Genomic DNA, 19,774 nt, shown 5'->3' with positions numbered 1-19,774 from the left:
GGAAGCTGGTTTTATTGATTGCGTGTTCGTGAAAACTATTTGACTGCACAAACCCAGAAAATCACAAGAGCTATTATATTAGCACTTGTGATTTTTTAAATACGATAATATTATCTTGTATTAATTGATGAATAAACGACATAATCTTTTCCTCAGCCTCTTCGGGTGAGAGTAAATCCCAAATCATGACGCCACCGACAGAGTTGATAAATTGCATAAGTGGGCGAATCACATTTTCGCGCTCTCCCATGATTATTTCTATTTTTCCTTCGACTGTCCAATTATCTAGTGTGAGAAGTACATCTAAAGTAGCGAAAAGGGCGACTCTATTACGCGATATATTAACTGTTTCAATTAATAATCTTGCTCGATCCTGGTCTTTGAACGCTACTTTTGTGTAATGGTAAGGATCATCCAGTACTGGATTGTATGTGAGATGGCCGTACCACCAAAGGCGAGCTATACCATGACGAAATAGCGGCCGATCTTTTCCGAAAAAGTAACGATTACGAATTGAAGATGTATCTGTATCGTTTTTTAAAGGCCAGCGTATTTGCATATACTCCCAAAATTCAACATGGGAAAAGTAGGACCAGAAACTTTCTTCTGATGCTAATTCTATTGGAATGTCTCTAAATTTCTCGTGAAAAATTTGTATGTTTTCCGCATCGTATTTTGAAGGTGAATCAGGCGTTAAATTAAGTTTACTTGATAGGTTCTCGTATTCTATTATACTTAAACGCTTAACCATAAAAGGTTGTTCATGTTGATATAATGTTATATTATTTTCAAGTTCTGCTTTTAATTGTTGCAGTGTAGCCTCTTCTAATAATTTCATTCTTCATAGTCACCTCCGATAAGCTCCTCTTTAATATATGCCATTGCCTTTTGATTCGGATCATCTAACATTTCGTGTGCAATCCCAATAATGTTATCGCTAGGTAAATGTTCAATATCGATATTGATATGGTGTAACCTAGCTCGAATTGATTTAAACCATGCCGTATCTCGAATATCTTCTACTCGCATATCATCTTCAGAAGTGTAGGCATCTCTAATTTGATAGAGTGCCTCTACCATAGCTGGCGTGTAATAAATTGCAGCTAAAATAGTATCAGCCCTTGAAATTGTGGCTGCATGTATATAAGACATCATTTCAAAACTTTCTTTTGGTAGATGTATTCGTATTTTATCTGAAGATAAATCAATCATTAAAGGCTTGGCATTTTTATCATGTGTCGGTATAAGTTCGAAAATCGAATTCATTTCAACAATGGGTTCTTTCTCTAGTTCTAGCGTTTCCGGAGGCCCAATCGCCAGTAAGTCGCCTTTCACTAACTCGAACGTAAAACCTTCAGAATAAGGGTCGATTTCTGTATTTGTATAATCTTGAATAGCAACATCAGCTAGAATGAAAAAATTAATGTCAACTGTTTTATTTAGGTCCGCGATGGCTACCTCGAATGAGTCCTGCGGATTGTTCGTTTTGAATAATAAGCGTTTCATTGTGGAAGGGCATTCCAAATGTAAAGCAAATATAGCCTTTTTCTCTTGAACAAGTTTTTTTAACACGGCATTTTTTATTTGAAAATCCACATTCAAATGCAGAATACTTAACTCTATATTTTCTTCCATTGTTAGCTTGCACGAAAAATCATATTTTTCATTTGTTATCTCAAAAGGTGTAATAACAGGATAAGGATAGCGCCTAGGACGTATTTTCAATTTGCTTGCACCTCTAAGGCTAATTTATTTTGTGTTTTTAATTGAATGTGAACATCAAGCATTGCTTTAGAAGTGAAATTGATAGGACCTATTAAATTGTCTTTTAAGGAAATAGATTCACCTGTGCTAAACTTGGCATTCATAATATCGATATCGTTACGATTATTATTTTCACCAACACTCTTTATAGAAAAAGTGCGTGTACCGTCAGATGATGGCCAAAAACGAATTGTATATTTACCATTAACACTATCTGTACAGAAAGCTCTGGCGCGTGAGATACGTGCCTTTGGTATGTTTGGTATCTGTTTGTTGTCTGTACCCCCGCCCGTCGTTTCAGTGCCAGAAGGTTTATTATTAGGTGATGCAATGCCATCCTCGTCATTGCCACCATCTAAACCCTTTTTACGTGGAGCAACTTTTCTCTGTTTATGTCGTTTAATTTTCCCCGTTTTAAGTTTGATTTGTTTTTGTTCTAATTCAACGATTGAGCTTTCTTTTTTGGTTACATCGGGTAGTAGTTTTTCTAACCCTTTTAATTCCACGCTTTCAATATCAGAAACGTCAATTAAGTTACGTGTTTGTTCATTTAGCCATGCATTAATCTCTTTATGCAGGCGTTTAGCGTAACGTGTGTTTTCTTTAAATAAGTTTGGGTCCCATTTATCATGTGTTGGGGGTTCCATTTTACGTAGAACAGCATTTAAGCGCTCACCTTTTACTGTTAAAACCCCTGCAAATTCGATAGGCGTTCTAAAATGACCGCGATCATAAATTTTCATTCCTGTTCCACGATAAAGTACAACTCTTTTTTTAAAACCCTTGGATGCAAGTAGCCTTAATTCAATAATTTCGTCTTTATCGTCATCTGTTTTAAAAGTCCCTTCAATTTTTCTGGATTTTGATGATGTAAGTGCTTGGTAAAATTCAATAGATAGATTATTTGGGTCATGTTTTTCAATTTTTTTAATGGCTTCGGCCAATGTATCTTTTGTTAAAATGAAATCATCTATGTGGACTTCTAATTTTTCATCTAAAATGGCTAGCATAAAGCTTGATACGGCCTCTGTTAGTACTTCAATACTCCAGTCTTTTTCTTCAACAAGACCGATGATGAATTTATCTGTACCCCGCTCTGAACGTTTAAAGGGCTCTGGGACAAATTGGCTATTTGTAATTGGTATAAAGTCTCTTGTTTCTGTATAACCAAAATAGCCGGTGCCTTGTGTAATTTCTCCATCGAAGTCTCTGAATGAAGCAATTTTTGATACCCCTTGAAAACCAATCTCATCTTCTTCGTTCATTGTTCCGTAAATCACAGTTTGTAATTGTGATGCTGCAAATGGTGCGTGTTTACCTATCCCGAAGGAACCGCTCGCATCTGGTCCTTTTTCGGTAATTCCAGTCGAGCGTACTAATGCAACCCAACCACCGCTATTGGAACCGCTTTTACTACCACCGATATTACTTAATCCTGTAGTATTGTAATCTTGAATTGCCATAATACTAATGTTACTATCCTCTAAGACTTTTTTGCCGTTAGCGAAGAAGTCTTTTGCTTCCTCGTGATGGTGCCAGTATTGTTCGCCTAAATTGAAGATTTTTGTTAAACCTTCGATGTCTGGTATATCTTTCCGTGGAACTGAAAGTACAGAAAACTTTACGATAGAGGGTTTATCTTTAGTTGCTTTTGCATCCAGTGAATCCTGCAATGTTTCCTTTGTAACAGATTGAATAGGCAGCGATTTAAACTGTGTTATCCCTGTCTCATTTAATCCACTAATATTACCGCCTCCAGCAGAAGGGAATTTCCAATGTGCTCGCATGATGTACCTCCAATGTAGTATTTACTTAATATTACCATAGTTCTAGTTTCATATAATCAGTATATTGAATTGAGGGTGATTTTATCTACATCGAAATACAAATAATTATCCTCATTATAGAAAATACGTTCGATGTTCTCTTGAATAAATAGTGAACTTAAGCTATGCTGCATCTATAGGTGTTTAGCATGGGAGAGAAAATCATGGGTAATTTAGAAAGAAAGATTAATTTAATAGATTTGTTTGCAGGGGCTGGTGGATTAAGTAATGGATTTGAACAAACAGGCAGATTTAAAGTAGTTGGAGCAGTTGAAAATAATAAAGAGGCAGTTCAAACTTATGTTTATAACCAGGGTAATAAAAAAGATATAATCATAACTCCTGAAAATAGCGATATTAGTGATATAACTAAAATAGATTTCAAGCGATTTATAGATGAAAAAAGTATTGATCGTAATGAAACGGTGGTAATTGGAGGGCCACCTTGCCAAGGTTTCTCTAATGCCAATAGACAAAAGAATTATTTGATTTCGGGTAACAATCAGCTAGTTAAAGAATATGCTAGAGCCATTGATGAAATTAGACCGATAGCATTTTTAATGGAAAACGTTAAAACGATGAATTCGGATACACACAAGTTCTTTGTAACAGAAGGCACTTCAGATGGAATCTATGCTTATAGTTCCGAGGAACATCTGATGGAATTAATCACATCTACAAATGAAAATAGATTTTGGGATGAAGATACTTTAGTGTTAATCAATACGGAAAACATACAGTTAAAATCACTAATGGAATCTTTGATAACTGGCGAAGTACATTTACCGCTACTGCCGAAGGAATCGGATATATCTAGAATACGGAGTATTGTGCGTAGGCTGAAAAGTGAAAAGTTATATAATGCTGAAAAGATAAAAGAAAAACAGGAAATTAAAAGTATTATTGAGAGTTTAAAAGAATACGATACCTCAAGTGTGATTGAAAAAGATATATTGGAAAAGATCTTGTCTGATGTGATATATATTTTAGATTTATTTATATCAGGTGCTAACACAGATAATAAAAGGTCTTTGCAAATACTGATGATTTTTGTTGATATCAACCAACTTTTACGATATTTAAATGAGCTTGTTTATGAACATATTCTTTGTTTAGGTAACGCAGAAATTGATACTGATTCATCCGATAAATTGAAAGTCGTCGTTAAAGTGAAGTCATATAATATTGTAAAATACTTAGAGGTTTTCTTTAAGTATCTAGGCTATCAGACGAAGTCAGATGTGATGTTGGCAAGTGATTTTTATACTCCGCAGAACAGGTCACGGTTTATGATTTTAGGAATAAAAGAGAATTATATTAAAGATAAACCAGTAGAGTTGCCACGGAAAGTCGATTCGGATCGGCTACCCTTTACGGTATTTGATGCGATTGGAGATTTGGAAAAAATAAATCCTACAACGGAAGTTTCTGATTATAAACTAACTTATAAGCCCCAAAGTACAACGCGAATGCAATCCTATTATAGAACGGGTATGTCAAAACCTATTATTTATAACCATATCAATACCGCAAGTAGGCCTTTAAGTAGGAAACGATTTAAAGAACTGAAAGACCGTAATGGAAAGAACTTCCACAGTTTATCAGATGAACTCAAAGAAGTATCTTATACGGATGGCTCACGCACACAGAATACGGTATATTTACGACTGAAATATAATGAGCCTTCTCCTACTGTGATTAATGTCCGAAAGTCTATGTGGCAACATCCTGAAAATCCTGTAGCTTTAAGTATTCGGGAAGCTGCACGTTTACAGTCATTTAAAGATAATTTTATTTTTAAAGGAACCAAAGACAAGCAGTACCAACAAATTGGTAATGCAGTGCCACCTTTGCTAGCAAGAGCCGTAGCAGAACAACTTTTATTAATTATAGGAGAAGAGCCAATACAAAAACTAAGAACAGAATTCAATAATTAATATAGTATGGGATGAATGAAAGTTCATAATAAAAAACGATTTAGTGGTGACGGGATATCTGGAAACAATATTTTTGCTTGGATCTGTTCTACTAATGGCTATAATTATCAATTTTAAACAAGAAGTGCTAGATAGGTTTCGGTTAATAAGTAGACTATAGTAGCATAATTAAGACCTCCTAATCGATTAGATCAAACTATGTAAAGCACAGTTTAGTTTGGTCATCATTCAATTATATTGCTGGAGAAGCTTAACCTGGATAGACCATCGGATTATTGCATATGGCGGGATTTTGAAGAAGAAAAGTGTACTTATTAAAGCATTGGAGGATTATTTGTTGAAAAAATTCCACTGAAGTCAATTAAGCCGAGATTCTACTGCCTGCTGATATTTAAGAAATACTGGAGGAATTCAGATGTTATCTATAATTAAACCATCTCTTTTTTGTGATAAAAGAGGATGGTTTATTTGTTTTTTCAAAAGTATCCTTTTAAAGCTCCCCCACTCTATATAGCAAATGAAAATCTTAATTGACCAGTGGGATCACTGATATGAAATATTTATAGAGACTTCAACCATTTACCAATCAACGCCAATTAAACGAAGCTTTAGCGGCACATCTTTATGGATATAAATTCCAATTAAACGAAACAGACCCACATGTAATCAAAATGTTAAGCCGCTATGCCGTAAAATATCCAGGCATAGCTCATTTAAAGGTGGAGACCATCTCAAAAACAATAGAAAAAACAATACGAACAATTCAACAATCTATTCGAAAACTAGAAGAGTTGAAAATCATCGAAAGAAAACCATTCACTAGAGAAAACGGAAGAACATACCAAATCCGAAAATGAAGCTATTAATCTTAAAAGTAAAAAAGATATTTACATTCATAATACGTATAAGCAAGTGACCGTCACGCATTACCAAAGATTCAAAAGTCTTCTCAATTCTTACTCAGGCGAAGAGGACCAGCAGCAAATCAGCAGGTTTTACAGCATTTACCGGGGACAGACCGGCCGCTTATTAAAATTCAGCATTTACGGGTACAAAAAAGAACTATTCGAAGCCCTAGCGCTACAACAATCACTATCGCATTCCAATCAACAAAAAAGCAAAACACTCGAAATTTGTTCGGGTAATACGACGGCACACTAGCGTTGCCCTATGCTTGAGGAATTTTACTTTGAATCAGATGGTACACAGTATTGCAACGAGAAATGTCTAACAAAAATAATCACTTGGGAGGATTATTTAAGTATTTATGATGACGGCAATGGAGATGCAGACTGGACAAGTTGGAATGATAGTTGAAAGTGAGTGGCGAGTGTAGGAGAATAGATATATGTAAAAAGTTCGGAATTATTGGAAACAAAATGCAGTAAAGAGTATTTGAAGGTATTAAGGGGGAGTTATTTATCAATAATCAAGTTGAAGATGTAGTCTTAATTAAAATCAATCAATCATATAAAGAAAATATGACACCTGAAGAACTTTATCAAGCAACAAGCGTAAGTTGGAGAGTCAAATTGGTAATGAAAGATCGTAATATTAAATATTATTGTGCTGTTTACAGTAATAGAATTATAGAAGTGTATGAACTAACTGGATCTACAGCGGACGCACATCCAGAAAATGAGGGACGCACTATATTAGAGGGAGAGTTAGCTAATAAAGACATACGTAACCAATTATTATCACTTGATGTCAGTTCTATTCATACAAGTTCTGGTAATCCTATCAAGTATACGAAGTTAGAAACACTTTTTTACTTAAAAGAGCATGGTAGTGTTCCTACAGAAGATGTAGTAACACCAATAGAACCAGAACCTTTACGGGATATAAATTTAGTTTCAAATATCCATTCTTATATTAGTTCGAAAGGTTTTAACTATTCCTTATCGAATATCAAAAACCTCTATCTTTCCATACGCAGCAAACCTTTCGTCATAATTTCTGGAATCTCCGGAACTGGAAAGACGAAAGTTGTGCAGTTGTTCGCTGAAAGTCTCGGTGCAACAGAGGAGAATGGCCAGTTTAAATTAATTCCAGTTAGACCGGACTGGACTGATGGATCGGAATTATTAGGTTATCCGGATTTAAAGAATGAATTTCAGAAAGGTCCGTTGACAGAAATGGTAGAGCATGCGATGGATCGTCCTGATTCACCACATTTTGTTCTTCTTGATGAGATGAACCTGGCACGGGTGGAGTATTATTTTAGTGATGTGTTAAGTGTGATGGAAAGCCGTAAAAGGGATGGGGATCGGATTACTACCTCATATTTGTTAGATAAGAAGTTTATTGGCCATTCTTTGCGGTTACCCGAAAATCTTTATATTATCGGTACGGTCAATATGGATGAGACGACCCATCCGTTCAGTAAAAAAGTATTGGACCGAGCAAATACGATTGAATTTAATGAAATTTATTTGGAGAACTTTGATTTCCTTGGAGACCAGGAACTGGTAGAGATGCAACGAATTTCGAATAAGCAATTGGCTGCAAATTACATTTCGTTGAAGGATGTATATAGTACACATAGACAGTTAATAGAGGACATTTCAAGGAGGTTATCCGAAATTAATGACCTGCTTGAACCGTTGAATGCACATATTGGTTACCGTGTGCGTGACGAAATATGTTTTTACATGGTACATAATACGAACATGGGATTGTTAGAAGAATATGAGGCGTTTGATTATTGTCTGATGCAAAAAATCTTGCCGCGTATTACGGGAAGTGATGGGCGCATTGATAAATTATTGAATGATTTGTTTGAATGGTTATCGGATGTACCCTATGATGCCGAAAATGTGTTGGTATCTTCTAAATATCCTCGGAGCGCGAAAAAAGTAGCGGAAATGCTGAGGAGGTATCACCTAGATGGCTTCACGTCTTTCTGGATCTCCTAAGGACAAAGAGTTGGTGGTCATTGAGACGGCTGAATTGACATGTATTATTAAAGGGACTGCAACACATCCGCAATACAACAAACTTCATGAGCATATGCCTTTCAAGGTCGAGGATTCGATGCAATTTCAGTGCCGTGCGGAGAGCCTAGATGAGGTTCAATTATATAATGTCATGTTGGGAGAACTTGTCCCTTATTCAGCCCAACAACTTTTACCTATCTTCTTTGAAAATGGGCGTTATGAAATTATTATTTTGCCTAAAACAGAGGAACAGTTAACGTTTTATCATGAATTTCCTGAATTTCGAAATGCAGTAAGTAAAATTTCAAGAAGAGATATTTTGACTGGTACATTGCATTTTCGTAATGAAGTGGGGTTAACTTCTTTTGAAGTTCGAGGAAGTCATCAGCGAATACTGCTGTCTGTCGTTTTAGAGGTATTTCCAACAAAGTTAGATTATAAAAAGGACTACAAAGCCTTGTTGGATGAAGTGAATGAGGAGATCTATAATCTTGCTTACCATTTTATTAAACGTACCTATTTGCAGGGAAGTGCCAAGATTTATAAGGAGCCATCATTAGCAGAGTTCTATCGGCTAATTGAATTGCATTATGGTCAGTATAAACTTGCGATTGAACGGATTGAGAAGACATCGCACCGTCAGTTGAGAAAAAACTATGTGGAAGTGCGAGGGGATAAATTAAAGCGGCAGGATTCAAGATCCCTAGCTTACCTGCGTAAAAATGCTGGGATGTTTATTGAGGTTCCAAATGGTATACCCTTTCATGGTAGAAGCTTGATGCCGACAAAAGGGTTATCGGTAAGAAAAGAGCATACTGCAGATACGCATGAAAACCGATACGTAAAGTGGACAATGCAAAGGATTGTTACTCGATTTAAAGATTTGAAACGTGTTATAGAGAAGGCCTATTTCAGAGGATATGGCAGAGTGGATAATGATTTATTGGCTAAACTAGATTCGATGATTGAATGGGTAGAAAAAAGGGAGAAAAATTTATTCTGGCGCGGTATTGGGATGTTAGATCGTTCTGTAGTGAGTTTAGTATTGCAAATGGCTCCTGGTTACCGTAATGTGCTGCAAGTGTACACGACGATTAGTAAAAGTATTGTACTTCAAGGTGAGATCTATAAGATGTCTGTTAAAGATATAGCGACACTATATGAATACTGGACATTTTTAAAGCTCGGTCGATTGCTAGATGAAAAGTGTACACCGATCAGCCAAGATTTTGTGAAGGTTAATTCAGAAGGGCTTTTTGTTAATCTAAATAAATCGCGAACGGCTGAGCGCAAGTATGTTCATCCTGTAACGAAAGAAGAAATAACATTGAAATATCAGTTTGACACGACCAGCAACCGTGTGCCGACTGTGCAACAGAAGCCGGATACCATGTTGAGTATCGGTAAGAAAGGAAAAGAGTACCAATACCAGTATATTTTCGATGCAAAATATCGCTTAGATTTAGAAACGAATCCGAATATGCCGGGTCCAATGCAGGATGATGTGAATACAATGCACCGTTATCGTGATTCCATCGTTGTCAATACTGATGGAAGATATGAACGTACAGCATTTGGGGCGTATGTGTTATTTCCCTGGAATGACGAGCAAAGATATAAGGACCATCCGCTATACGAAAGTATTGACAGTGTGAATATTGGTGGTTTTCCTTTTTTACCAAACGCAACGACATTAGTAGATCGTTTCATTGATAACTTGTTGAATAAAAGTCCAGCTCAGTTGCAGCAAGAGGGGATCCTACCGAAAGGGTCATATGAAGAAATTGAAAACTCGTATTCGGTAGATCAGGTGCTGATTTGTGCTGTACAAGGTGACGAAGAATTACATCGGTTATTAACTTCCAAAGGTTACGTCATGCAGGTTGTGGAGTTAGTTAAAGGTTGGCAACGAATGCGATACATCGCTATTTATGAGGAAGAAACAACACACATTAGATATTATGCGGAAGTGACAAATGTCGAAATTGACGGTTTGAATATATATTTTAAGGTCAGTCGTTGGCAACAGAAGTTGATTGAGGGAAAAGGATATCGTATTCATAACCAAGCGACAGTTTACGCGAATAACTTTCTCAGAGCGGATATGCTTGCGAATCTGCATTCAAAAACAGAAGAAGAAGACATTATTTGGAAAATCACACAACGAATTTCGAATGATGTTCGCGTGAATTTAGATGATGTGTTTGTAGACAGGGCGAGCCAGGTGGTATCGTTCACGTTCGATAAATATATATTAGATATTCACAATGAGCGAAGACAGTTAGAATTTAGTAGCGATGGTTTTAAAGAGATATTAAATATGGACTTGATTCTTGAAAATGAATCGTTCATCTTTAAGCGGTTGATTGAGTTGATCTATCCGAATTAAAGCAGAAAATAAAGTGTTGTTTTTTATTATTATTAAAAAGGTGCTCACCTGAGCCTGATATGTAATGCAAGTGTCCGATTTATATCAACTTCAACTAATGTATAATGAAAAAATAACCGCTTGGAATAGTTGCGATTTTTTTGCGAGTGGGTATTCAATGTCCGTTTAGCTATAAGTGCTGCGATTGCTCTTTACATTATATTATGTGTGGTTTAGATATTATCCTATTTTTGAAAAATCTCTTGTAATATAATTGTAAACAACCAGTTAAGAATATTAAGGGGGAATTGTATATGAAGACAATAGAACTAGGTATAGATTTAGGCTCTAAGTTTTTGACTAATCAATCAGCATACTTTTTAGGATTACTTATGGCTGATGAAAGGACTTCTATTGAAGATAAAGTATATTGGCAAGCACCGGTTAGGCATAATCCGACACATTTTAATTATCGAGATTTGGAAGCGCACTATAATTATATTAAACAGATTGCAGATTTCCTTAACAAAGGGGAGCTTTGTCAACTAACAGACTTTTACAGACAACAAAATATCCCTATTTCCAAATATAGCGCAGGTAAGAAAGGAATAGTAACACTGTTTGAACAAACTCAAAGTACATATAATATTAATGACTTGGTTAGGGATATTCAAGAGCCACTTTACAATTCATCAACAGAGGTCAAGATTTCTTTTCTTGTTGGGGTGTTTGATGGAAGGGCTTCTTATGATAAGACGGCAAAGTTTATTGCTCTTGATTATGACAATGATAATGTAAGAGGTTTGTTAGCAAGACTACTCAACGATGTTCGAATTACTGCCAATATTAATTCTGGAACGACCGCTAGAGAAAGAAAAGATAGCTACTCAGCACCAAGGAAGAAGCAAATCAGAATTAAACATATTGAATATCTCACCAAGATTGGTTTTGTTTCACCGACCCGTTTTGAAAGAGCTACTGTAAGCGTTTCAACGGATTTAAAACTAGTAGATAATAGGGAAGTGCTTCCAGGATTAAAGACGCTAAGAAATTCAGGATATTAATAATATTATCGGAGGGATATAATGGGGGAAAACATTATTTATTATGGGCCACCAGGTACAGGTAAAACGTACCTTATGCAAAAACTCAAGAATCGATACACTGGTTTTAGTATTCAAGATAGTGAGATAGTTGATGCCTATGTGAGAACGTCAGAAGAATGGGTATTACTTTCATTAATAATACTACAGGGTGACAATTTAATGTCTAGCGATACAATACAAGAAAAGGTTGATAGTTTATCCATTCCTACAACAAGAGAGTTGAGGATAGGTGTTTCGGCAATATTAAATTCACACTCAATAGAACTATCATCCTTCTTTTCACCCAGTGAACCACAAATATTTAAAGAGGTTGATGGTAAGTGGCATGTTGATTTAAATAGATTACTTTCATACGAAAAAAAGTTTTACGAAAAGTATCTTTCAAGTGAAGGTATTGAAGAGAGGTTTATGTTTGTTACATTTCATCAATCTTTCGCATATGAAGACTTTGTAGAAGGAATTAGGCCAGTCGTGTCTTCTGAAGAAGTTGAAGTGGGCAACGGTTCAATACAGTACAACATTGAGCCAGGAGTTTTTAAGCGGATATGTGATATTGCAAAAAACAATCCACACAAAGAATACGCTATTTTTATAGATGAGATAAACAGGGGTAATATATCCGAGATATTTGGTGAGTTAATCACTCTTATTGAATTGGATAAAAGATTGGGTGCGGATAATCAGCTGGAAGTAGTACTCCCCTATTCAAAAAAGAGATTTGGGGTTCCAATCAACTTAGACATTATTGGGACGATGAATTCTACTGACAGGAGTATTGCATTAATTGACTTAGCCCTCAGAAGACGATTTAAATTTATAAAGAACACTTATGACCTTACCCAACTAAAGAATGAATTGGTCGCTAATGGCGTTGACCCGTTCGATATAGACGGAGTAAATATTATAAGAATGTTGGACAGAATTAATAAAAGAATAGAAATTTTGTTGGATTCTAATTTTGTTATTGGACATGCATATTTTATCAAAGTTAAGAACTTAAAAGATGTCAAGGATGTATTAGTGAATCAAGTTATTCCTTTGTTAGAAGAGTATTTTTATGATGATTTACAAAAAGTACAACTAGTAATGAATGACTTAGATGAAGATGGGGAAACAAAAGACAACGCAATATATAAGCATATAGAACTTGAAGTAGACGAGCTATTTGATTACCTTGGTGAGTTAGACCTGGAAAATAGAAAAAGCTTCTTTATCAATCATAGTATAGATAATAGTTCCCTAATTAAAATATACTCATAACTTAATTAGGAGGAGGTATATATGCAATTAGAAGTTATTGAACATGAAAGAATAAAAATATCAAATAGTACCGACCTAGAGAAAAAACAAATATCGTACAATGACGCTGAATTCCTGAAGAAAGTTGAAGATAAGCAAGGGAAACAAATCTTTAGATGGGGGAAGAACTACGTTACACCTGCTCATTGGGTAGGAATAATTAGTACCCCTAAAATAACAATAGATATTCTCCCAAAGATTACCGATGGGGATAATAAAAAAGAGATTAAAAACATTTTAATAAAGATGTTAAAAATAGCAAACGATATACCAACACGAAAAAATATAGAGGCAAACATCTCATACGGATCACAAGGTTTTATTGACATACTCGCAGCTATATTTTTAAGGGAATTAGAAATGCAAATTCATAAAGGATTAATAAGTTCATATAACAAAACTCAACGGAACCTAAATTCGGTCAAAGGTAGTATCGATTTCACGAATAATATAAGAAGAAATACATTATTGGTTAATAAGTTTTATTGCAAGTTTTCCATCTTAACTGAAGACAATAAATTAAACAGAGTAATTAAATATACACTGTCAATTTTAAGCAAGTTGGTGAAGCGACAAGATAACAAAAGGTTAGTAAAAAAGTTAACTTCTTATTTTGATCAAGTAAAGGTAACTCCAGTTACGATAGACACAATAAAAAACATTCATTTAGATAGAATTTCGATGCGTTATAAAGAGGTGTTAAAGTATTGTGAACTGTTTGTTTCAGGGCACACACTAGATATGGTTACTGGGAAAGTGAAAGTTGATTTTTTATTATTTGACATGAATAATTTATTTGAAAAATATGTTTTTAAAATGTATAAAAAGTTATATAAAAATGTAACGTACCAAAAAGGCACACAAAAGTTATTAAAAAATATAAATGGCAAAGGCAAAAAGATTAATTTAAGACCAGATATTGTATTGAAGACAACATCCACAACTGTAATAATTGATACTAAGTGGAAACAAGTAAAAAGTTTTGCCGAAGTAAATGATATTTATCAAATAAATACATATTTAAATGCCTTCCCTAACGTTAGCCAAGCAGTCTTATTGTATCCTAAAACAAGAGATAATGATAAGATAAGAGGGGAGTACAGTTTTATTAATCAGGATGATACGTTTAGGTTAAGAATTGCCACTATCGACTTAATGAAGCTTGTAGATAGACAAGCTTTTTTTACTGATTTAAAGGAAATTGTTGAAGAAATTACTTAAAAGGGTGATTCAGTGACTAACGAAGAATACACAACAATTTTTAATGAAGATTGCTTGTCAGTTATGAAGGAATTAGAAAGTGGAAGTGTTGATTTAATTCTCACAGACCCTCCATATAATTTAGGTAATTTTATGAGAGGCAGACAAACAAATTTGAAGCAAATGCGTGAAAACTTTTTTGGGGATGCGGGATGGGATGACTTGGAATATGAGGAATGGAAGAATCATATGGACGAGTTTTTAAAAGAATCCAGTCGCGTTCTGAAGAAAAATGGATCTATGATTATGTTCATGTCTCTAATCAAGATTGAAACAATAGTAAGTTTGGCATCGCAATATAAATTTTACTATAAAACAACAGGTATTTGGCATAAAACAAATCCAATGCCAAGAAATATGAATCTACACTTCATTAACTCAACTGAGGCTTGGTTGTATTTTATTAATAATGGTAAAACAGGTACATTTAATAATGAAGGAAAAGCAATCCACGACTTCATTGAAACTTCTGTTGCACCCGGTGGAGAAAAAAAGAGTATATCCCACCCTACACAAAAACCTGAATTATTATTTGAACACTTCGTGAAAATATTGACAAATAAAGATGAAACGGTATTAGACCCCTTCATGGGCAGTGGAACGACAGGTGTAGTTTCCAAAAGGCTGGGAAGAAAGTTTATTGGCTGTGAAGTAAATAAAGATTATTTTAATGGAGCCACAAATAGAATTAATGAAATAGAAGACAATCTGTTTACAATTGGGCTTGTTTGACTTGTATTTTTTTAGGAGATGTAACACATATGTTAAAGGTAATTGATTTATTTGCAGGAGTTGGTGGCTTATCATTTGGATTCCACAAAACGGGGTTCAATATTGTTTTAGCAAATGAAATTGATAAAGAAATAGCAAGTTCTTATACAAAAAATCAAGAAAAAGTAAGAATGATAAATGAAGATATTACCAGGTTAGAAATTCCGACAGTGTTTAGTGAATTAAAAGACAATGTGGATGTGATAATAGGTGGTCCCCCTTGCCAGGGATTTTCTCAAAAGGGAAGTCGCAATATTCTTGACGACGAAAGAAACTTTCTATTTAATTACTTTTATAATGTAGTTGAATATGTGCGTCCCCAGTACTTCCTCATGGAAAATGTACCAAACATATTAACTACTGGTGGTGGTTTCTTTAAAAATCAGATATTTGAACTGTTTGAAAGCATAGGTTATCAAATAGATTCAAGCGTATTGAGTGCATATGATTTTGGGGTTCCGCAGCTTAGGAAAAGAGCTTTCATATTAGGAAAACGAAATGGGAAATTGCTATTACCGACGCATGGTGGTAATGAAAAAGTATCAATTCACGAAGCAATTGGAGATTTGGCCTATCTAAATTCCGGAGAAGGAAAAAATATACAGGACTATAGGTTGAAGCCATTCTCCTCGTATCAAAAAAATATGCGTGAAGGATCTGAGAAACTATACAATCATGTTGCCACAAATCACTCTGTTATTGCTATTGAAAGGATGAAAATGGTTCCACCGGGAAAAGGAAAAGAGTTTCTCCCCAAAGAACATTTAACGAAATCTATTTATAGTGGTACGTGGTCAAGAATGATTGAAGATCAGCCCTCTGTTACTATAACGACAAGGTTTGATACTCCATCATCAGGTAGGTTTACTCACCCCTTTTTAAATAGGGCTATTACTGTTAGAGAAGCTGCACGCCTACAATCATTTCATGATACATTCGTATTTCATGGCACCAAAACTTCTCAAATGAAACAAGTAGGAAATGCAGTTCCACCTTTACTGTCTGAAAAAATTGCAAAAGCAATTCTTGCAGATATAAAATTAAATGAAACTATCATATTAAATTAAATGTCAGGGAAAACCTTAGTCTTCTCCATTTGGATTTTTCTTATCGGCTAAAATAAACAAAGTAATTCTCATCCATAATAATCAAAGTTACCCTTAAAATATATAATACAAAACCGCTATGGCATCCACGCCAAGCGGTTTTTCATTCCACAAAAATTTTCAGGTAAGGAAACTACTCTGACAATAGATAACAATTTCATAATGTAGGAAAGGTAAGCCAATTACATAAGCCTTTGTTAATAATCATTAGTGTTTGTATTCAAAGTCGTGAATTGTCCCCTATTGGATCCAAAACCAAGTCTGTAGCTTTCATCCAATAAAAGGACTTTCAATTTAATTGTCGAAGTGTGAGTACTTAAGGGGGGATCCACTTGGCACTAACACAAATGCAAATCATTCAATCCTTAGGGGAAGCAATGAGTTGGTTAGAAAGGGAAATCAGTTGGGGGGCTAATCCAGCTGAATTGACACACCTTATGGGTCGTATCGGTGAATTGTATGTGGCAATGTACACGAACGGGAATATGGCGGACAATGTGAATGAAAAAGGATATGACGTTGTTACGAAGGATAATGAAAGGATTTCCGTGAAAACGACTTCGCTATCTAGCAGACAAGGTCATATTTCTTTCAATCCAAATACTTTGCAATATGTTGATCGGGTTATTATTTTGAGATTCAATGCTGATGAAATGGAACTTGAAATTCTATTGGACAAATCGATCGAAGAGGCAAGGGCCCTCATGACTGCCAACAGTAGCGGCAAGTTGTCTATCGCGATGTCGAAGATTTATAAACCGAATACAAAGGTGCGCAATGATAGTGAGATTGCCGTCATTAAGCACGCGGTATATCGAAATTACGAAGTAAGAGAGTTGGAAAGCGGTACGATCGAGGTTTATGATAATGGAGAAAAACAACCTGTTGTCCAGCCTGTATTAAGAGATATTGCAGGTGAGATTTCAGTTCCGTTATTTAATGCAAAGGGAAATCCTTTCAATACTCGGCAGTTGGGGACGTTAATTATTAAAAGTTTGAGTCAAGTAGAAGCAGAAGTCTCTATTGATCACGTGACTTCGGACGTTAAGGCTGGGAGCCCGCTGAAGAATGTGAGCGCGGGAATTACAAAGGGGGATGTGGAAATGGCAATTACGATGGAAATGAGCAGGGGTGCTTATGAAATAGCAAAAAAGGTTTATTCGAGAAAATTGACTGCGAGCGAAGGGAAATTTGAAATTAATAAGGAAACAGGTATGAATGAAGGTTCTGCAAGTGCGTTTATTACCATATTTTTATCCATGATGAACGGGGAAGAATACAAAAGGGCATTTAATAATGCTACGAATAAGTTTTTGCTTGAAAGTATCAGAAAAGACTTTGGTGAAGGCTCTTATGACAAAGCTTTGAATGCGGTGCAGAAGCACATCAATTATTATGAGTCGTTTGGAAACGGTAAACTACCGGGATTGCAGAAGATTGTAGATCAAATGAGGAAAGAATATTCTGTTTGAGCAAGATTGAAACCACGAATGAAATTTCTGGTTCGTTTTTAATTCAAAAGTTAATCCAATCAGAAAAATATTATTCGTATATACTAACGAAACCGCTATGGCACCCATACCAAGCGGTTCTTTCATTACAGTTAAACAATAGTGGACAAGAGGTGGTCTAAATAAAACGAATAGGAGCCGTTATCGCATGATTATAATGAGTATAGCCAAGAGTATTCAGCGGTTTAGGGAGCGGGCGACCAAGTAGCTGCTGTGCTAAGATATTAAAAGCAGCTGTGTAGGAAGCAAAATGGAATTCAACCACTTGAGGATTTGGTCGGATTCCTATTCGGTTTTTTATTCAGAAACATAAAAAGATTTGAGTAATCTCTCAATAAGCTTTGTAGAATAGAAGAGATGCAAGTTTTGAAGAATCAAAGGAGATCTTACGAATGAATCAAAAGAAAATCAGCCGCAAGCAAATCGAGGTTTGGCCTTTCATACGGTATGGCGTACCGATTGCAATTATACTATTTTTTATGGGGATGACGGAGTTGAAGGATGTTGGGCAGTTTATCAAGTTCCTGTTGTTTGATGTGATTGCGGTGAACTTTTTGGGGATTGTGTTCCTTGCTGCAGGTGGTTTTACAATTTGCTTTGTGAGTTACTTGATTATCAGGAAAAAGGCGCATCGTCCTAAGACTGTTGTCCTCCCGACACTTCTGGTAACCGCACTTTTTTTGGCGTTGGGATACGGGTTGGCACACGATGCGATCAATGATTTCGCAGATGTGGGCAGCTTTTTGATAGGCAATGTGAGTGAAGAATATGTCGTTATCGAGGAGTTTCGCTTAGACGTTACGCCTAGTAAAACATTTTACAGCTATACATTTGATGATGGCCGAACATTCATTGAGGGATATGAGGGAAAAGGATTTGGGAGTGTGCAAGAAGGGGAGCGTTATTACATTCGCTATTTGCCCAGGTCACAGAAGCTTCTACGGATGGAGAGACTTCATTGATTGTTTAGGTGTCTGTGTAAGGTTCTGTACTACCGTCTAGTTCGCATTTTAAATGAACATACTGGTCTTTGGAGTTACTAACTAGGAGGGTTTGTATGGGGTTTTTAGATGCGCTATTGGGTAACGCTTCTACTGCTAACAAAGAAGATGTTACAGAGGAATTAAGCAGAATTTTGGTAGATGGTGAAGAGGTTGATGTTGCTTTTAAGCTGGTGAGAGATTTGATCGTTTTTACTGACAAGCGACTTTTAATGGTTGACAAGCAAGGGCTTACGGGGAAAAAGGCTGAATATCATTCGATCCCATATAAAAGCATTTCACATTTTAGTATAGAAACTGCAGGACGTTTTGATTTGGATGCAGAACTAAAGATATGGATATCTGGTGCCGAATTTCCTGCAATAGAAAAGCTGTTTAGGAAAGATGATAGTATATATGATATCCAAAAGGTTTTAGCGGCTGTGTGTGTATAGCTTCTAAAATACTGTTTGTTTCACCTGGACTAATAAGACAAAACCGCTTTGGTACTCACACCAAGCGGTTTTTTCGTTTCGCGATCTGGCTTTGTGAAAGGTGCTGCGCTAGATTGTGTGTATTTAAGAAAAATCAGTGGGTCCCGTTCGCCAAGAGTTTAACTTTTAAACGACAATCCCTCTTCTTTCAAAGCAGCCCGAAGTTTAGGTAATGATGCTGGTCCCATGCCGTGGAATTGCAAAATTTCTTTTTCGCTATATGCTGATAGCTGTTTCAAAGATTGGATTCCGTTGTGTTCCAGTGCCCGCCTTGCCGGTGCCGATAGCAGTGACAAAAACCCGCTTTCAGGTTTGCGTTCTCGCTCGCAAGTCGGACAGGTTGGACAGTCGCTGCTTTTATAATAAGTGTGGCCTTTGTCGCAAGTCCGCAGTTCTTTTTCTGTTTTCATTAT

16 protein-coding genes are annotated in these 19,774 nt (G+C 35.8%); 12 read left to right on the top strand and 4 right to left on the bottom strand.

Going from position 1 to position 19,774, the window contains the following annotated elements:
- Positions 1–73: 73 nt before the first annotated feature.
- From JSQ81_RS11490 to JSQ81_RS11480, 3 genes are read right to left on the bottom strand one after another with little or no spacing between them, the layout of a single operon-like run.
- Positions 74–838 (bottom strand): DUF6339 family protein, encoded by a 765-nt coding sequence (locus tag JSQ81_RS11490; protein ID WP_212604208.1) that lies wholly within the window; start codon positions 836–838, stop codon positions 74–76.
- Positions 835–1,725 carry a hypothetical protein gene (locus JSQ81_RS11485; RefSeq protein ID WP_212604207.1) on the bottom strand — a complete coding sequence of 297 codons (891 nt, stop codon included), beginning with the start codon at positions 1,723–1,725 and terminating at the stop codon, positions 835–837. The genes JSQ81_RS11490 and JSQ81_RS11485 overlap by 4 nt, the downstream gene beginning before the upstream one ends.
- Positions 1,722–3,551 (bottom strand): hypothetical protein, encoded by a 1,830-nt coding sequence (locus JSQ81_RS11480; protein WP_212604206.1) that lies wholly within the window; start codon positions 3,549–3,551, stop codon positions 1,722–1,724. Before JSQ81_RS11480 ends, JSQ81_RS11485 begins: the two co-directional genes overlap by 4 nt.
- A 203-nt stretch (positions 3,552–3,754) precedes the next feature.
- On the opposite strand from JSQ81_RS11480, the gene JSQ81_RS11475 reads away from it, so the two are divergent.
- The 12 genes from JSQ81_RS11475 (at position 3,755) to JSQ81_RS11425 (ending at position 19,322) form a co-directional block, all read left to right on the top strand.
- Positions 3,755–5,527, top strand: coding sequence for a DNA cytosine methyltransferase (locus JSQ81_RS11475; RefSeq protein ID WP_212604205.1), 1,773 nt, complete (start codon positions 3,755–3,757; stop codon positions 5,525–5,527).
- Positions 5,528–6,198: 671 nt separating this feature from the next.
- Entirely contained in the window at positions 6,199–6,384 is a 186-nt protein-coding gene (locus JSQ81_RS20235; protein ID WP_371812366.1) for a helix-turn-helix domain-containing protein, read from the top strand.
- 681 nt (positions 6,385–7,065) lie between these two features.
- The gene (locus JSQ81_RS11470; protein WP_249336526.1) at positions 7,066–8,445 is read left to right on the top strand and encodes an McrB family protein; all 1,380 of its coding nucleotides are present in this window, start codon (positions 7,066–7,068) and stop codon (positions 8,443–8,445) included.
- The gene (locus JSQ81_RS11465) at positions 8,417–10,855 is read left to right on the top strand and encodes a restriction endonuclease-like protein (protein WP_212604203.1); all 2,439 of its coding nucleotides are present in this window, start codon (positions 8,417–8,419) and stop codon (positions 10,853–10,855) included. The genes JSQ81_RS11470 and JSQ81_RS11465 overlap by 29 nt, the downstream gene beginning before the upstream one ends.
- A 293-nt stretch (positions 10,856–11,148) precedes the next feature.
- Entirely contained in the window at positions 11,149–11,898 is a 750-nt protein-coding gene (locus JSQ81_RS11460) for a hypothetical protein (protein ID WP_212604202.1), read from the top strand.
- A 21-nt stretch (positions 11,899–11,919) separates the two neighbouring features.
- Positions 11,920–13,200: an AAA family ATPase gene (locus JSQ81_RS11455; protein WP_212604201.1), complete on the top strand. Its 1,281-nt coding sequence runs from the start codon at positions 11,920–11,922 to the stop codon at positions 13,198–13,200.
- Positions 13,201–13,221: 21 nt separating this feature from the next.
- A complete protein-coding gene (locus JSQ81_RS11450; protein ID WP_212604200.1) occupies positions 13,222–14,460 on the top strand; it encodes an McrC family protein in 1,239 nt (412 codons plus the stop codon).
- 12 nt (positions 14,461–14,472) lie between these two features.
- Complete coding sequence (locus JSQ81_RS11445) at positions 14,473–15,231, top strand: DNA-methyltransferase (RefSeq protein WP_249336525.1); 759 nt, start codon at positions 14,473–14,475, stop codon at positions 15,229–15,231.
- Between the two features lie 29 nt (positions 15,232–15,260).
- Positions 15,261–16,337: a DNA cytosine methyltransferase gene (locus JSQ81_RS11440; RefSeq protein WP_212604199.1), complete on the top strand. Its 1,077-nt coding sequence runs from the start codon at positions 15,261–15,263 to the stop codon at positions 16,335–16,337.
- A gap of 371 nt (positions 16,338–16,708) precedes the next feature.
- On the top strand, positions 16,709–17,848 hold the full coding sequence (locus JSQ81_RS11435) for a DUF6998 domain-containing protein (protein WP_212604198.1): 1,140 nt from the start codon (positions 16,709–16,711) through the stop codon (positions 17,846–17,848).
- A 431-nt stretch (positions 17,849–18,279) separates the two neighbouring features.
- A complete protein-coding gene (locus tag JSQ81_RS11430) occupies positions 18,280–18,849 on the top strand; it encodes a hypothetical protein (RefSeq protein ID WP_212604197.1) in 570 nt (189 codons plus the stop codon).
- A gap of 95 nt (positions 18,850–18,944) precedes the next feature.
- Positions 18,945–19,322 carry a PH domain-containing protein gene (locus tag JSQ81_RS11425; protein ID WP_212604196.1) on the top strand — a complete coding sequence of 126 codons (378 nt, stop codon included), beginning with the start codon at positions 18,945–18,947 and terminating at the stop codon, positions 19,320–19,322.
- Positions 19,323–19,480: 158 nt separating this feature from the next.
- Here JSQ81_RS11425 and JSQ81_RS11420 read toward each other — a convergent pair whose 3' ends face one another.
- Complete coding sequence (locus JSQ81_RS11420) at positions 19,481–19,771, bottom strand: RNA polymerase alpha subunit C-terminal domain-containing protein (protein WP_212604195.1); 291 nt, start codon at positions 19,769–19,771, stop codon at positions 19,481–19,483.
- Positions 19,772–19,774 lie beyond the last annotated feature (3 nt).

It is taken from the genome of Sporosarcina sp. Marseille-Q4063 (assembly GCF_018309085.1).
Taxonomy (GTDB): Bacteria; Bacillota; Bacilli; order Bacillales_A; family Planococcaceae; genus Sporosarcina.
Note: the sequence above shows the minus strand (reverse complement) of the source record. Positions and strands in the feature narration are given on the sequence as shown.

What these genes read in the sequence shown, in the direction of transcription:
- JSQ81_RS11490 (WP_212604208.1), bottom strand. Translation starts at nt 838, where the DNA reads ATGAAATTATTAGAAGAGGCTACACTGCAACAATTAAAAGCAGAACTT.
- JSQ81_RS11480 (WP_212604206.1), bottom strand. Translation starts at nt 3,551, where the DNA reads ATGCGAGCACATTGGAAATTCCCTTCTGCTGGAGGCGGTAATATTAGT.
- JSQ81_RS11475 (WP_212604205.1), top strand. Translation starts at nt 3,755, where the DNA reads ATGGGTAATTTAGAAAGAAAGATTAATTTAATAGATTTGTTTGCAGGG.
- JSQ81_RS20235 (WP_371812366.1), top strand. Translation starts at nt 6,199, where the DNA reads ATGTTAAGCCGCTATGCCGTAAAATATCCAGGCATAGCTCATTTAAAG.
- JSQ81_RS11470 (WP_249336526.1), top strand. Translation starts at nt 7,066, where the DNA reads ATGAAAGATCGTAATATTAAATATTATTGTGCTGTTTACAGTAATAGA.
- JSQ81_RS11465 (WP_212604203.1), top strand. Translation starts at nt 8,417, where the DNA reads ATGGCTTCACGTCTTTCTGGATCTCCTAAGGACAAAGAGTTGGTGGTC.
- JSQ81_RS11460 (WP_212604202.1), top strand. Translation starts at nt 11,149, where the DNA reads ATGAAGACAATAGAACTAGGTATAGATTTAGGCTCTAAGTTTTTGACT.
- JSQ81_RS11455 (WP_212604201.1), top strand. Translation starts at nt 11,920, where the DNA reads ATGGGGGAAAACATTATTTATTATGGGCCACCAGGTACAGGTAAAACG.
- JSQ81_RS11450 (WP_212604200.1), top strand. Translation starts at nt 13,222, where the DNA reads ATGCAATTAGAAGTTATTGAACATGAAAGAATAAAAATATCAAATAGT.
- JSQ81_RS11440 (WP_212604199.1), top strand. Translation starts at nt 15,261, where the DNA reads ATGTTAAAGGTAATTGATTTATTTGCAGGAGTTGGTGGCTTATCATTT.
- JSQ81_RS11430 (WP_212604197.1), top strand. Translation starts at nt 18,280, where the DNA reads ATGAATCAAAAGAAAATCAGCCGCAAGCAAATCGAGGTTTGGCCTTTC.
- JSQ81_RS11425 (WP_212604196.1), top strand. Translation starts at nt 18,945, where the DNA reads ATGGGGTTTTTAGATGCGCTATTGGGTAACGCTTCTACTGCTAACAAA.
- JSQ81_RS11420 (WP_212604195.1), bottom strand. Translation starts at nt 19,771, where the DNA reads ATGAAAACAGAAAAAGAACTGCGGACTTGCGACAAAGGCCACACTTAT.